Origin of the sequence: Flavobacterium davisii, from assembly GCF_042182265.1 — a bacterium.
Classification (GTDB): Bacteria; Bacteroidota; Bacteroidia; order Flavobacteriales; family Flavobacteriaceae; genus Flavobacterium; species Flavobacterium davisii.
Window position 1 is genome coordinate 1,566,495 of sequence record NZ_CP097869.1, and the last position, 15,526, is coordinate 1,582,020.

General features: G+C 32.5%; 12 protein-coding genes and 1 tRNA gene. All 13 read left to right on the forward strand.

Translation table 11 applies throughout. The features are described 5' to 3' along the window. The first annotated feature begins 22 nt into the window (after positions 1 to 22). Positions 23 to 364 (forward strand): FtsL-like putative cell division protein, encoded by a 342-nt coding sequence (locus NAB20_RS06530; protein ID WP_088390385.1) that lies wholly within the window; start codon positions 23 to 25, stop codon positions 362 to 364. Beyond that, a complete protein-coding gene (locus tag NAB20_RS06535; protein WP_375605726.1) occupies positions 355 to 2,355 on the forward strand; it encodes a penicillin-binding protein in 2,001 nt (666 codons plus the stop codon). The genes NAB20_RS06530 and NAB20_RS06535 overlap by 10 nt, the downstream gene beginning before the upstream one ends. Positions 2,356 to 2,404: 49 nt before the next feature. Further along, on the forward strand, positions 2,405 to 3,865 hold the full coding sequence (locus NAB20_RS06540; protein ID WP_105195399.1) for a UDP-N-acetylmuramoyl-L-alanyl-D-glutamate--2,6-diaminopimelate ligase: 1,461 nt from the start codon (positions 2,405 to 2,407) through the stop codon (positions 3,863 to 3,865). A gap of 77 nt (positions 3,866 to 3,942) precedes the next feature. After that, positions 3,943 to 5,172: a phospho-N-acetylmuramoyl-pentapeptide-transferase gene (gene mraY / locus NAB20_RS06545; protein ID WP_088390391.1), complete on the forward strand. Its 1,230-nt coding sequence runs from the start codon at positions 3,943 to 3,945 to the stop codon at positions 5,170 to 5,172. 2 nt (positions 5,173 to 5,174) lie between these two features. Further along, positions 5,175 to 6,506: a UDP-N-acetylmuramoyl-L-alanine--D-glutamate ligase gene (gene murD / locus NAB20_RS06550; RefSeq protein ID WP_105195400.1), complete on the forward strand. Its 1,332-nt coding sequence runs from the start codon at positions 5,175 to 5,177 to the stop codon at positions 6,504 to 6,506. A gap of 51 nt (positions 6,507 to 6,557) precedes the next feature. Continuing rightward, a complete protein-coding gene (locus NAB20_RS06555; protein WP_088390395.1) occupies positions 6,558 to 7,853 on the forward strand; it encodes an FtsW/RodA/SpoVE family cell cycle protein in 1,296 nt (431 codons plus the stop codon). Positions 7,854 to 7,855: 2 nt separating this feature from the next. Next, positions 7,856 to 8,950 carry an undecaprenyldiphospho-muramoylpentapeptide beta-N-acetylglucosaminyltransferase gene (gene murG / locus NAB20_RS06560; RefSeq protein WP_127823593.1) on the forward strand — a complete coding sequence of 365 codons (1,095 nt, stop codon included), beginning with the start codon at positions 7,856 to 7,858 and terminating at the stop codon, positions 8,948 to 8,950. 64 nt (positions 8,951 to 9,014) lie between these two features. Then, positions 9,015 to 10,355 carry a UDP-N-acetylmuramate--L-alanine ligase gene (gene murC, locus NAB20_RS06565; protein ID WP_127823594.1) on the forward strand — a complete coding sequence of 447 codons (1,341 nt, stop codon included), beginning with the start codon at positions 9,015 to 9,017 and terminating at the stop codon, positions 10,353 to 10,355. Then, positions 10,348 to 11,070, forward strand: coding sequence for a cell division protein FtsQ/DivIB (locus tag NAB20_RS06570; RefSeq protein ID WP_375605727.1), 723 nt, complete (start codon positions 10,348 to 10,350; stop codon positions 11,068 to 11,070). Before murC ends, NAB20_RS06570 begins: the two co-directional genes overlap by 8 nt. Positions 11,071 to 11,076: 6 nt before the next feature. Next, the gene (gene ftsA, locus NAB20_RS06575) at positions 11,077 to 12,453 is read left to right on the forward strand and encodes a cell division protein FtsA (RefSeq protein ID WP_088390403.1); all 1,377 of its coding nucleotides are present in this window, start codon (positions 11,077 to 11,079) and stop codon (positions 12,451 to 12,453) included. 47 nt (positions 12,454 to 12,500) lie between these two features. Beyond that, positions 12,501 to 14,564, forward strand: a complete 2,064-nt coding sequence (gene ftsZ, locus NAB20_RS06580) for a cell division protein FtsZ (RefSeq protein WP_375605728.1) — start codon at positions 12,501 to 12,503, stop codon at positions 14,562 to 14,564. 156 nt (positions 14,565 to 14,720) lie between these two features. Continuing rightward, positions 14,721 to 15,170, forward strand: a complete 450-nt coding sequence (locus tag NAB20_RS06585; RefSeq protein ID WP_105195405.1) for a GatB/YqeY domain-containing protein — start codon at positions 14,721 to 14,723, stop codon at positions 15,168 to 15,170. An 88-nt stretch (positions 15,171 to 15,258) separates the two neighbouring features. Further along, positions 15,259 to 15,331, forward strand: a tRNA-Arg gene (locus NAB20_RS06590). Positions 15,332 to 15,526: the final 195 nt, after the last annotated feature.

Below are 15,526 nucleotides of genomic sequence, written 5' to 3' on the forward strand. Positions count from 1 at the left end.
TGCCTTAGCATCATGATGAAATATGAAAAACAAAATTTTTAATATATTAAAAGCTCGGTATCTTTTAAATGAAGATGCTGCTAAGAATTGGATTTTTATACTCTTTTTATTAGTGTTAGCCATTATAATGATTGCCAATACACATAGTTATGAGAAGAAAGTTTTTCGTATAGCAGAATTAAATAATGAAGTAAAAGAGCTACGATCTGAATTTGTAGACAGAAGATCCGAATTAATGAAAATAAAAATGGAATCCAATGTGGCAGCTCAAATGGCAATATTAAACATCGTACCATCATCGGTTCCTCCTAAAAAAATAAAAGTAGCAAAAGAAAAAACAGCTTGGGAAAAGCTATGGCAGTAATAAATAGAAATATATTAAATCGTATTTATGGGGTGGCATTACTTATATTGGTAATATCATCCGCTGTTGCTGTAAAACTAAGCAATATTCAATGGGTTGAAGGGACTTATTATAGACAATTAGCCAAAGAACGTACTATCAAAAACTTTGTAATTCCAGCTAATAGAGGAAATGTTTATTCATCAGATGGTAGCCTTTTGGCAACTTCTATTCCTGAGTATACAATTCGTTTTGATGCGTTGGCTCCTTCTCAAGAAAATTTTAATAAACATATTAAGCCACTTGCTGATTCTTTAGCACCAATGCTAAAAAAATCAAGTAGTTCTTTATTAAACGATTTTAGAAAAGCAAGAGCCAATAAAAACCGCTATATGTTGGTTGCTCGTAAATTAAGTTATACAGAACATGCAAAAATTAAAAAATTTCCTTTGTTAAACTTAGGAGCTTATAAAGGAGGAATTATCATAGAACAACAAACCGTAAGAGAACATCCAATAGGTAAAATTGCTGAAAGAACAATAGGCTATGAACGTTTTAATGACGGGGGAAGTCTGACTCGTGTAGGGATTGAAGGTGCTTTCGGTAAATATTTAAAAGGAAAAGATGGTCAGGTTCTAAAACAAAAAATAGCCAAAGGACAATGGAAACCTATTCGAGATAATAATGAAGTAGAACCTATAGATGGTTATGATATAGTATCTACTATTGATGTATATATACAAGATATTGCACATCACGCATTACTCAAACAACTAGAACTATATGAAGCAGAGCACGGTTGTGCTGTGGTTATGGAAACCAAAACGGGAGATGTTAAAGCTATTTCAAATTTAGGAAGAGCTAAAGATGGATCATATTACGAAACGATTAATTATGCTGTTGCAGAATCACATGAGCCAGGTTCCACCTTTAAGTTACTTGATGTTTTAGCATTATTAGAAGATAAAAAAATTGATACCAGTAAAATTTATAACACCTACGGTGGAGTAGTAGTATACAGAGGTAGAAAAGTAAAAGACTCTCATGAAGGAGGATATGGGAAAATTTCATTTGCTAGAGGTTTTGAACTCTCTTCTAATACTGTTTTAGTTCAGGCCGTTTATGAAAATTATAAAGATAATCCACAACAATTTGTAGATCATATTAATTATTTAGGATTAAATACGTCTTTAGGTTTGCCTTTTAAAGGAGAAGGAAAACCCAGAATCCCACAACCAGGAAAAGGAAATTGGAGTGGTATTTCTCTTCCTTGGATGGCTTTTGGATATGGTGTTTCGGTAACCCCTTTACAAACACTTACATTGTATAATGCGGTAGCTAATAATGGAGTCATGGTTAAACCTAAATTCGTTCAAGAAGTAAAAGAGTGGAACAAGGTTGTGAAAAAGTTTGATACAGAAGTGATTAATGCTAAGATTTGTTCAAATACCACGCTTTCAAAAGTAAAAGCTATGTTGAAAAATGTTGTTAAACGAGGAACAGCATCTAAGCTATATTCTAAAGATTTTTCTATGGCAGGAAAAACAGGAACAGCTCAAATAGATTACCATAAAGGCGATACACAAATGTATTATGCTTCTTCTTTTGCTGGTTATTTTCCAGCAGAAGATCCACAATATTCGTGTATAGTCGTTATTCATAAACCTAATACGTCTAGTAATAATTATTATGGTGCTGATGTAGCAGGTCCTGTTTTTAAAAGAATTGCGCAAAAAGTTTTTACAGATGTTCCTTCTACAGATGAAATAAAATCATTAAAGAAAAAAGTTAATAAACAAGAAAAAAGTTATTTAGCTTACAATGAAAAACTAAACAAAAAACCTTTATACGTACCCAATACAAAAGGAATGCCAGGAATGGACGCAGTAGCTTTGTTAGAAAATTTAGGTATGAAAGTAAGGATAAGTGGATTTGGCAAAGTAAAAAAACAGTCCATTCAAGCAGGAGAATTTATTAGAAAAAATGCAATTATAGTTTTAGAATTGTCGTAAACAAAACATATAACATTTTGTCTTCCAATTAAAAGATAATAGGGAAAAAATGAATTTAAAAGATTTATTATACAAAGTAACTATAGAGACAGTTTTGGGATCTACTTCCATAACTGTAAATCAAATTCAGTTCGATTCTCGTAAAATCGGAACAGATGATGTTTTTGTAGCAATACGAGGAACATTGTCTGATGGGCATCAGTATATTGACAAAGCAATTAGTTTAGGAGCTAGTGTAATAATTTGTGAAGAATTGCCTCAAACTTGTTTGCAAAATATAACCTATGTAAAAGTAATAGATACAAATAGTGCTTTAGCCCAATTAGCAAATAATTATTATGGAACACCATCACATAAGTTAACTTTAGTTGGCGTTACAGGCACAAATGGTAAAACCACAATAGCATCCCTCTTATATCAAATGTTTAAAAAAGCAGGATATAAAGTAGGATTGTTATCAACCGTTAAAATTATGGTTGATACAATAGAATATAAAGCAACCCATACAACACCCGATTCATTAACTATTAATTATTTTTTAAATGAAATGATCCGAGAAGGATGTGAATATTGCTTTATGGAAGTAAGTTCTCATGGAGTACATCAAAAACGAACCGAAGGTTTACTTTTTGCAGGAGGTGTTTTTACCAATTTGTCCCATGATCACCTAGATTATCATCCTACATTTGCGGAATACCGAGACGTTAAAAAAACCTTTTTCGACCATTTACCCAAAACTGCTTTTGCATTAACCAATATTGATGACAAAAACGGAACTGTAATGTTACAAAATACACAAGCAAGGAAAAAAACCTATGCTTTAAAAACCTATGCAGATTATAAGGCCGTTATATTAGAAAATCAATTGTCTGGACTTCAATTAAAAGTTAATGAACACGATGTTTGGACTCGCTTGATAGGTACTTTTAATGCTTACAACTTACTTGCTATCTATGGCGTAGCCGTAGAGCTCGGAATAGATAAAATAGAAGCTTTACGGTTATTATCCGAATTAGAAAGCGTTTCTGGTAGATTTCAGTTTATTGTTTCCAAAGAAAAAATTACAGCCATAGTAGATTATGCACATACACCAGATGCTCTAGAAAACGTATTGAATACCATTAATGATATTCGTACAAAAAATGAACAACTAATTACTATTGTAGGTTGTGGAGGTGATAGAGATAGAACAAAACGTCCTATCATGGCACGAATTGCCACAGAAATGAGTTCAAAAGCAATTTTAACTTCCGATAACCCTCGTACCGAAAGTCCCGAGGTTATTATAGAAGAAATGGAAGCTGGAATTAGTGCAGAAAATTTTAAAAAATATTTAGCCATAAAAGATCGTAAACAAGCTATAAAAACAGCTTGTCAAATGGCTGAAAAAGGCGATATAATTTTAATAGCCGGCAAAGGACATGAAACATATCAAGAAATCAATGGAATACGTCATGATTTTGATGATATGAAAATAGTAAAAGAATTATTAGAACAATTAAATAAATAATAATTGATTTAGAAAGCTGATTGGTGATTTAAAAAGAAATCCAAAATCAAAATCCAAAATCCAAAACCTTATAAAGTATGTTATACTACTTATTTGAATATTTAGATAAAGTTCAAGATGTGCCTGGAACAGGTGTTTTTCAATACATTACTTTTCGATCAGCATTGGCAATTATTATGTCACTGTTATTGTCAACTATTTATGGGAAAAAAGTAATAAGCTACCTGAGACGTTTGCAAATTGGTGAAACCGTTCGCGAATTAGGTTTAGAAGGCCAAACTCAAAAAGCAGGAACACCAACAATGGGGGGGATTATTATTATATTCTCTACCCTAATTCCTGTTTTACTATTTGCAAGATTAGATAATATTTATGTTATATTGTTAATCATTTCTATGCTATGGATGGGATTGATAGGTTTTTTAGATGATTATATCAAGGTATTCAAAAAAGATAAAGAAGGATTAAAGGGAATTTTTAAAGTTATAGGTCAAGTAGGGCTAGGATTGTTTGTAGGATCCGTTTTGTATTTTCACCCACAAGTAACCATTCGTAAAGAAATGGCACATACCAAAATAGAAATTGACGCTTCTCAGAATACGATCAAACCCATGATGGTAGAAGAAAAATCAACAGCTACTACAATCCCTTTTTTTAAAAATAATGAGTTTGATTATGCAGAAGTTTTATCCTTTATGGGAGAAGGTTATGAAAACTATGCTTGGTTAATTTTTATACCAGTGGTTATCTTTATTATTACAGCTGTTTCAAATGGAGCTAACCTTACGGATGGTATTGACGGATTAGCTGCTGGTACTTCCGCTATATCAGTAATAGCATTAGGGGTATTTACATTTGTTTCAGGTAATATTATTTTTTCTAAATACCTAAATATAATGTTTATCCCTCATTCCGGAGAAATGACCGTTTTTATAGCTGCCTTTATAGGATCATTAGTAGGCTTTTTATGGTATAATAGTTTTCCAGCTGCCGTTTTTATGGGAGATACAGGAAGTTTAACCATAGGAGGAGTAATAGCTGTATTAGCAATAGCCGTTCGTAAAGAAATGTTAATCCCCGTTATTTGTGGAATATTTTTAGCAGAAAATCTATCAGTAGTATTACAAGTAACTTATTTTAAATACACCAAAAGAAAATATGGCGAAGGACGTCGTATTTTCTTAATGTCTCCTTTGCATCATCATTATCAAAAAAAAGGATACCATGAAAGCAAAATAGTAACCCGTTTTTGGATTGTAGGAATTTTATTAACTATTGTTTCTATTGTAACTTTAAAATTAAGATAATCATGAGACTAGTTGTTTTAGGAGGAGGAGAAAGTGGTGTAGGTACCGCAATTCTCGGGAAGAAAAAAGGATACGAAGTATTTGTTTCTGATTTTGGAAAAATGAAAGATACTTATAAAGAAATACTATTACTTCATAAAATTAAGTTTGAAGACGAAAGGCACACAGAAGAACTCATCTTAAATGCAGATGTGGTAATGAAAAGCCCCGGTATTCCAGACAAAGCTCCTATTGTAAAAAAAATAATAGAAAAAAAAATACCCGTACTTTCTGAAATTGAGTTTACAAATCAGTTTACCAATCTTCTAACAGTAGGAATAACAGGTAGTAATGGTAAAACAACTACAACCATGTTAACTTATCACCTTCTAAAACAAGGCGGAATAAATGTAGGTCTTGCTGGTAATATAGGAAAAAGTTTTGCTTGGCAAGTAGCCGATGATAAATTTGATACCTATGTTTTAGAACTAAGTAGTTTTCAGCTAGATGGCGTTGAAACATACAAACCACATATAGCAATCATAACAAACATAAGTCCAGATCATTTAGATCGATATGAGTATAAATACGAAAATTATATCGCTTCAAAGTTTAGAATCACAATGAATCAAACAGAAGAAGATTATTTGATTTATGATGCAGATGACGAAGCTATAAATAATTGGTTACTTCAAAATACAACCAAAGCAAAATTAATACCCTTCTCCATTTCTAAAAAGTTAGACTTTGGAGCCTATTTAGAAAATGATACGATAAAATTCAATATAACAAACGAAATATTTGATATGCCAATCAACGAAATATCTTTAGAAGGAAAACATAATGTAAAAAACGCTATGGCAGCAGCAACAGTTGCACAGTTATTAAAAATTAGAAAATCAACTATACGAGAAAGTTTGTCAGACTTTCAAGCAGTTGAACATCGTTTAGAAAAAGTATTAAAAATTAATAATGTACAATATATAAATGATTCTAAAGCAACCAATGTAAATGCTACATTTTTTGCGCTAGATAGCATGTCTACACCAACCGTATGGATCGTTGGAGGGGTTGATAAAGGAAATGATTATACAGAACTTTTGCCATTAGTAAACGAAAAAGTAAAAGCAATTATTTGTTTAGGAGTAGATAATAAAAAAATAATGGAGTCGTTTGGAAGTATTGTAGATGAAATGATAGAAACAGATTCAATGGCAGAAGCAGTAAAACAAGCTTACCGTTTAGCAGAAAAAGGGGACACCGTTTTATTATCACCTGCTTGTGCAAGTTTTGATTTGTTTGAAAATTATGAAGATAGAGGACGTCAATTTAAGCAAGCCGTTCAAAATTTATAAGATTTAGGTTTTAGAGTACAAAACCTAATCTTTTAAACCTAAATACAAAATATGAAAAAATTACTACATAATCTAAAAGGAGATAAAGTCATTTGGGCATTTGTTGCACTATTGGCCTTATTTTCCTTTATGCCCGTATATAGCGCAAGTAGTAATTTAGCTTATCTGGGTAGAGGTACAGGAAATACCTTAGGCTATCTACTCAAACATTTTATGCACCTAGGATTAGGTTTTGCTATTATGTACGGTTCTCATAAAGTACCCTATCACTATTTTAGAAATCTATCATTGGTTTTATTACCTTTTGTATGGCTAATGTTACTTTATACCTTATTCAAAGGAACTGTAATTGATGGGGCTAATGCAAGTAGATGGATACAACTACCTGGAGGTATCTCATTTCAGCCATCTGCTTTAGCAGCTATGGTCTTGTATATGTATGTAGCGCGCTATTTGTCTAAAACAGATATCGAAGAAATGACCTTCCAAAAATCATTCATTTCTTTGTGGATTCCTGTATTTGTAACTGTAGGCTTAATATTTCCAGCCAACTTTTCTACAGCAGCACTTATTTTTTCTATGGTCTTAATGATTACCTTCGTAGGACAATATCCCATAAAAAATAGTGCCATAATTATAGGTATGGGAATTGCTGCCGCACTTTTTTTTATTATTTTAGTTAAAGCCTTTCCAGATGCTTTTCCAAATCGTGTAGATACTTGGATGAGTCGCATTGAAAACTTTATATCAGACAAATCAGATCCAGATGAAGATTATCAAATTGAAAAAGCCAAAACAGCTATAGCAACGGGAGGGATCTACGGGTTAGGTCCAGGTAAAAGCGTACAACGTAACTTTCTTCCACAATCATCTTCAGATTTTATCTTTGCGATCATTATTGAAGAATTCGGATTAATAGGTGGTTTTGCTATTATTTTCTTATACCTTATGCTGTTTGTTCGTTTTGTAATAGCATCCTATAAAGCCCCCACACTATTTGGTAAACTCATAGTAGCTGGATTAGGTTTTCCAATTATCTTTCAAGCCTTTATCAATATGGGAGTGGCAGTTGAATTATTACCTACTACAGGACAAACCTTACCACTCATCAGTAGTGGTGGTACTTCAATATGGATGACATGTGCAGCCATTGGGATTATATTGAATGTAACCAAAAAAGAAGAAGAAATAGAACAAGAAAAAGAAGAAAAAGAAGAAAGAGAAGCCGCTTTACAACGAATCATAGATAGAGAAATTAAAGAACAAAATAAAATAGATACCGAAATAAACGAAGATTTTTCTATTGAAGATAAAAACAATCCCATGAATCCCATTTTAAATAAATAAGAATGAAGCAAAATCCAAAATTCATAATCAGCGGAGGAGGAACAGGAGGACATATTTATCCTGCTATAGCTATTGCGAACGAAATTAAATCACGTTATCCACAAGCTGCTATTTTATTTGTAGGAGCTCATGATAAAATGGAAATGCAAAAAGTACCTCAAGCAGGTTATTCAATAAAAGGATTGTGGATTGCAGGAATCCAAAGAAAACTAACGTTGCAAAATGCCCTGTTTCCATTAAAATTAGTATCAAGTTTGATCAAATCATTTGGAATTATAAGAAATTTTAAGCCAGATGTAGTTATCGGTACAGGAGGTTTTGCTAGTGGAGCTGTACTAAAAGTGGCTTCCATGCTAGGAATTCCAACAATAATTCAAGAACAAAATTCATATCCAGGAATTACGAATAAATTATTAAGTAAAAAAGCCCAAAAAATTTGTGTGGCTTATGAAAATTTGGAACGATTTTTTCCAAAACAAAATATATTGCTTACAGGAAATCCAGTTCGTCAAGATTTAATCTCTGTTGATAGTAAAAAAGAAGAAGCTTTAGCTTATTTTAACTTAGATCCTTCTAAAAAAAACTTAATAATCTTAGGAGGTAGTTTAGGTGCCAGAAGGATTAATCAATTAATAGCAAAAGAAATAGATTGGTTATTAGAAAAAGATATTCAAATAATATGGCAATGTGGTAAATTGTATTTTGAAGAATACAAACACTTTGGTGATAAAAAAGGAGTGAAGATACTCTCCTATATTGATAGAATGGATTTGGTATATGCCGCCGCCGATTTCGTAATTTCTCGTTCAGGAGCTTCATCTGTTTCTGAATTATGTTTGATAGGTAAACCCGTAATATTTATTCCGTCACCTAATGTAGCAGAAGATCATCAAACTAAAAACGCACAAGCCATCGTTGAAAAACAAGGAGCTATTGTGTTAAAAGAAAGTGAATTAGAAAATCAGTTTAAAGCAGTTTTTCAATCACTTTTTAATGATAACGAAAAACAAGAAAAATTAAGTAAAAATATAAAAGCTTTAGCATTGCCCAACGCAACAAAACAAATTGTAGATGAAATAATAAAGTGGGTTAAATAAAAAAAGAATTACAAGCAAGAATGATCAAAGATCAACAGTAATAAAAAAGAGATTGAAATTAAAGATGAATCTAAATCAAATACATAACGTTTATTTTATAGGAGTAGGAGGTATTGGAATGAGTGCCTTAGCTCGTTACTTTAAGAATATAGGAAAAGAAGTAATGGGGTATGATAAAACACCTACCATACTAACAAATGATTTAATGACAAGCGGTATTACTATTCATTTTGACGATAATATTGCTCATATTCCAGATTTTTGTACGCCTGAAAACACACTAGTAGTTTATACACCTGCTATTAAACAACTTTCAGAATGGGATTACTTTAAAGAAAAAGGATTTACTATAAAAAAACGAGCAGAAGTTTTAGGTATTATTACAAAGGATACTTTTTGTTTTGCCGTAGCAGGGACTCATGGAAAAACCACTACCTCAAGTATTTTAGGTCACATACTTTACGAAAGCGGATTAGACATAACAGCCTTTTTAGGAGGTATAGTAGAAAACTATAATTCCAATTTAATTGGTTCAGGAAAAACAATTACTGTCGTTGAAGCAGATGAATTTGATAGATCTTTTTTACATTTGCACCCAAATATAGCTTGCGTAACATCAATGGACGCAGATCATTTAGATATTTATGGAGATGATGCCTCTATAAAAGCTTCATTTAATGAATTTGCCGAAAAAGTAGAAGATAAGTCTAATTTATTTGTAATCAATGGTTTATCTTTAAAAGGGGTAACGGTAGGAGCAAATGATGACTCTCAGTTTGTAGCGCATAATGTAAAGATCATTGACGGATGGTATGTTTTTGATGTAAAAACACCAACTGAAGAAATTAAAGATGTGAAATTTGGATTACCAGGAAAACATAATTTAACAAACGCTTTATTAGCTTTAGCTATGGCTCGTACTTATGGCACACCTGTAGAATCTATTGTTAAGGCATTAGCAACATTTAAAGGAGTAAAACGTCGTTTTTCATTCCAAATCAGGAAACCTGATTTTGTGTATATAGACGATTATGCACATCATCCGACCGAAATCAATGCGGTACATCAGGCGGTACGAGAATTATATCCAAACAAAAAAGTGTTGGCTGTATTTCAGCCACATTTATTTAGTAGGACTAAAGATTTTGCAGACGATTTTGCTAAAAGCTTAGGACAATTTGATGAACTGCTCTTAATGGAAATTTATCCAGCGAGAGAACTACCCATGCCAGGTATTACCTCGCAATGGTTGTTAGATAAAATTGAAAATAAAAATAAAAGATTAGTACAAAAAGAAGAACTAATAGGTCTTTTAGAAGCATCAGATGCCCCAATAATAGTTACTATAGGGGCAGGAGATGTAGGCGAAATGGTTCCTCTGATAAAAAAAGCATTAGATGCGTAAAAATTGGTTGACAAATATTCAATTAATAGTCATTTTTGGGATTGTAATTTTTCTGTATTCTTTTGCTCTAAAAAGAAATGAATCCAGAAAAATCACCAAACCACAAGTGGAAATTGTGGATAAAAATAACCCTTTTTTAACGCCTGAAATCGTTAATAACTTGTTGATAGAAAATTTTGGAGGCTCTTTTTCAGTGGCAAAAGAAGAATTAGATTTGAATGCTATAGAAGTTTCTATAAACAAACATAAACTGGTTGAGAAAGCCGAAGTTTATGTAAGTGTAGATGGAAAGCTTAAAACTGTAGTTACTCAAAAAACCCCAATCGCTCGAGTTTTTAATAATAACGACTCTTATTATATTGATTATAAAGGAGGTAAAATGCCCTTGTCAGGTAATTTTAGTGCACGTGTGCCATTAGTTTATGGTGCCACGCAGAATTCCTGTAGTAAGGATTTTGTAACGTTACTAAAGATGATTCATGATGATGAATTTTTGAAAAAAAACATCATAGGAATGCAAATAAAACCAGATGGGAGCATAATAATGAAAAATAGAAACTATGGTTATGACGTGATTTTTGGAAGAACCATTTACATGGAACGAAAATTTAATAACTATAAAGCTTTTTTTCAAAAAGCAGTGCAGGATACAATTTTAGGTTCGTATAAAACGATCAATCTAAAATTTATCAAACAAGTAGTATGCACAAAATAAAAGAGTATGGAAAGAGATAATATAGCAGTAGGACTTGATATAGGTACAACTAAAATTGTAGCTATGTTAGGTAAGAAAAATGAATATGGTAAGCTTGAAATTTTAGGTGTAGGGAAGTCTAAAAGTCTCGGTGTGGCTCGTGGGGTAGTAAATAATATTACTCAAACCATCCAGTCTATACAAGAAGCTGTTTCCCTAGCAGAAAAAGATTCAGGTTACAAAATAAAAGATGTAGTGGTGGGTATTGCAGGACAACATATCCGTAGTATTCAGCATAGTGACTATATATCAAGACCTAATGCCGAAGAAGTAATTAGTGAAAAAGATATTAATTTACTTATCGGACAAGTTCAAAAATTACCAATGTTGCCAGGTGAAGAAATTATTCACGTATTGCCTCAAGAATTTAAAATTGATGGACAAGAAGGGATAAAAGAACCCATAGGAATGTACGGAGGTCGTTTAGAAGCTAGTTTTCATGTTGTATTAGGACAAGCATCTTCCATCCGAAATGTAGGCCGTTGTATAAAAAGTGCAGGTCTAGATTTGTCGGGGTTAACGTTAGAACCGTTAGCTTCGGCCGATGCTGTTTTAAGTCAAGAAGAAAAAGAAGCTGGCGTAGCTCTAATAGATATTGGGGGAGGTACAACAGATTTAGCTATTTTTAAAGATGGAATTATTCGTCATACAGCAGTTGTTCCATTTGGAGGTAATGTTATAACAGAAGATATAAAAGAAGGTTGCTCAATCATTGAAAAACAAGCCGAACTGTTAAAAACAAAATTTGGTTCTGCTTGGCCAGGAGAAAATAAAGACAATGAAATCGTATCTATACCAGGATTGAGAGGACGCGAACCAAAAGAAATTTCATTGAAAAATCTTTCTAAAATAATCCACGCTCGTGTCGTGGAAATTGTAGAGCAAATTTATAGTGAAATTAGATCATACGGTCATGATGATCCAAGAAAAAAATTAATTGCAGGAATTGTATTAACAGGAGGCGGATCTCAGTTAAAACATATTAAACAATTAGTCGAGTATATAACAGGTATGGATACTCGGATAGGTTATCCAAACGAACATCTAGCAGGTAGTTCAGGTGAAGAGATTTCAAGTCCATTGTATGCCACAGCGGTAGGTTTAGTCATGAATAGTATTCGTAATAATACCATGAGTGCTATTCTTAAAGAAGATTATATACCAGAGCCTATTTTGGTTCAAAAACCAACAGAAGAAGAACAAAAAAAGATAGAAGAGGAGTTGAAAAAGGAAATTGAGGAAGCCCAAATCCCTGAATCAAAGTCAACTGAAAAAACGATTCGTCGTTCCTTTTTTGATAAATACATAGATAAAATTAAAGATTTTTTAGATAATGCCGAGTAATCGTTTATTGTCAATCGTAACACAAGAAAAAATAAATACCAAATAGTATGGAAAGCAACTCAGGATTTGGAAGTATATCATTTGATTTGCCTAAAACGCAAACCAATGTGATAAAAGTAATTGGTGTTGGTGGTGGTGGTAGTAATGCTATTAATCACATGTATAAACAAGGAATCAAAGGTGTTGATTTCATTGTGTGTAATACAGATTCTCAAGCTTTGCAAAATAGTAATGTGCCACATCGTATTCAGTTAGGTGCTAACCTAACAGAAGGATTAGGTGCTGGAGCAAACCCTGAAGTAGGGCATCAAGCAGCTTTAGAAAGTATAGAGGATATTGAGAAGATGTTAGACACAAATACTAAGATGGTCTTTATAACAGCAGGTATGGGAGGGGGTACTGGTACAGGTGCTGCGCCAGTAATTGCTCAATTAGCTAAAGAAAAAGACATCTTAACTGTTGGTATCGTAACAATTCCTTTTCAGTTTGAAGGCAAAGTTCGTTCAGAACAAGCTTTATTAGGTGTTGAAAAATTAAGAAAACAAGTAGATTCGTTGATTGTTATTAACAATAACAAACTTCGTGAAGTATACGGTAATTTAGGTTTTAAAGCTGGATTTTCTAAAGCTGATGAAGTTTTAGCTACAGCGTCAAGAGGTATTGCAGAGGTAATTACCCATCACTATACTCAAAATATTGACTTAAAAGATGCTAAAACAGTTTTGTCTAATAGTGGCACAGCTATTATGGGATCTGCTACAGCAGAAGGAGAACACAGAGCAAAAGAAGCTATTGTAGCCGCTTTAGATTCACCATTGTTAAATGATAATAAAATTACAGGTGCTAAAAACGTTTTGTTGCTTATCGTTTCAGGTGCTAATGAAATTACTATTGATGAAATAGGAGAAATCAATGACTATATTCAAGAAGAAGCAGGTTATAATGCTAATATAATCATGGGAGTTGGAGAAGATGAAGAACTTGGAGATAAAATTTCAGTAACCGTTATTGCAACAGGGTTTTGTATAGAACAACAGGCAGGTTTTGTAAATACAGAGCCTAGGAAAATAATTCATGCTTTAGAAGACGAACAAAAATTAGTGCAAAATTTAACCCAAAAATTTGAAGCACAAGGTTTTGATTTTAATACGGTTATTACACCTTCTGAGCCCGTTATACCTGTAACTCCAGTTATTCCTACACCGCCTGTAGATTCAAGAGTAGTGTATAATTTAGAGGATGAAACATCTGATGGTCTAATATCTCCTGTTTCTGCACCAACTGATTTTCATCAACCAGTGGTGCAGCAGTCTGTGACACAACAATCAGTTGTGAATCAATCAGTAATTTCAAATTTAGATTTAGTTCCAACTTCTGAATTTATTAAAAATTTAAACGTTACTTTTGAAATAGTTCCGCCTAAACAAGTTGTAGCAAATGAATTTTTTATCACAAGTCCAGAAGCTAAAGCTATGGAAGTAGTAGCACCCGAAGTAATTTCTGCTCAAGAACCTATGGCATTTACTTTCGATTTACCAGTAGCTAGAAAAGAGATGGTAACACCTCCTTCTGCAACTACTGAAAAAAATGTTTTTGAATTAACAGATGAAATAAAAGACATAAAAGTAAATCAGGCTGTTCAATTTGTGTCCATGACAGAAGTGTCACAAGACGGAATTATTCGCCACTCTTTGGAAGAATATATGGAAAATGAAAACCCATTTTTTCAAACCAAAAAAGCAGAACCTGTAATAGAAAAGCTTCCAGAAGAACTAAATATTACAATGAAGCAAACAGAGGAACCGATAATAGAACAAAATCTAGCTTCAGTTTCTAATGAAATTTCTCCAGTAGAAATGTCTATTGAAGAATCATTGCGATTAAGAGCAGAAGAACGTCGTCGCAAAATGAAAGAATTTAATTACAAATTTCATAACAACGCATCTCGTGTAGAAGAATATGAAAAAGTACCAGCTTATAAAAGAATGGGGTTGGATGTAACAAACAACCCAATTCAAAATAATCAGTCAAGAATGTCTTTAGGTTTAGATAATAATGACGAAATACAATTGCGTTCTAATAATTCTTTTTTACATGATAATGTAGATTAATTAAAATAAAAAAAGTATACTATCTTACCCGAAAAATGTAATGATTTTTCGGGTAATTTTTTTAATTTCGCATCTCATAAAAATTTACTTTTTTGTTTTCAAAGTGAAATAAAATGTTTAAACTAATTATAAAAAAATATCTAATATAAAATCCTTATGAGTTTATCAGCAAAAATTATGGACGAAATGAAAAATGCTATGAAGGCTAAAGATTCAGTAGCATTAGAGGCTTTAAGAGCGATTAAGTCAGCTATTCTATTAGCGCAGACAGAAAGTGGAGCTAAGGAAGAGATTTCAGCTGATGATGAAATAAAGTTATTACAACGTTTAGTTAAGCAGCGTAAAGATTCAGCGGCTATTTATATAGAACAAAATCGTTCAGATTTAGCTGAACCCGAATTAGCACAAGTAGCTGTTATCGAAAAGTTTTTACCTGCTCAATTGTCAGAAGAAGAAGTAGAAACTGCAGTTGCTGAAATTATTGCAGAAGGAGGTTTTTCAGGAATGGCAGCTATGGGGCAAGTAATGGGGCAGGCTTCTAAGGTATTAGCAGGACAAGCAGATGGAAAAACGATTTCTAATATTGTAAAAAAGCTCCTAGCTTAAAACGAGAAAAATGATTAAGGATTTTTACTAGATCTCTATTATTAGATATATAGATAAAAATCCTTAATTCAATATTAGTGATTATATTGGCTTTATAGTTCAATTGGATAGAATATCAGATTCCGGTTCTGACGATTTGGGTTCGAATCCCAATAAGGCCACTGCAATAAAATAATTAATTTTTTTTTAAAGAGAGGTAAGTCCTTCTAAGTCCTTTTATTGGGTATTAATAGTCTTTTTTTTGCCTTTTTTAGCTCAGCTTTCTTTTTTTATTCCCTTTCTTTATAATGTTGTAAATCTTGCATTATAAGTTATACACATTAAAGACAATTTGTAATATAATTATGTTTAGGAAA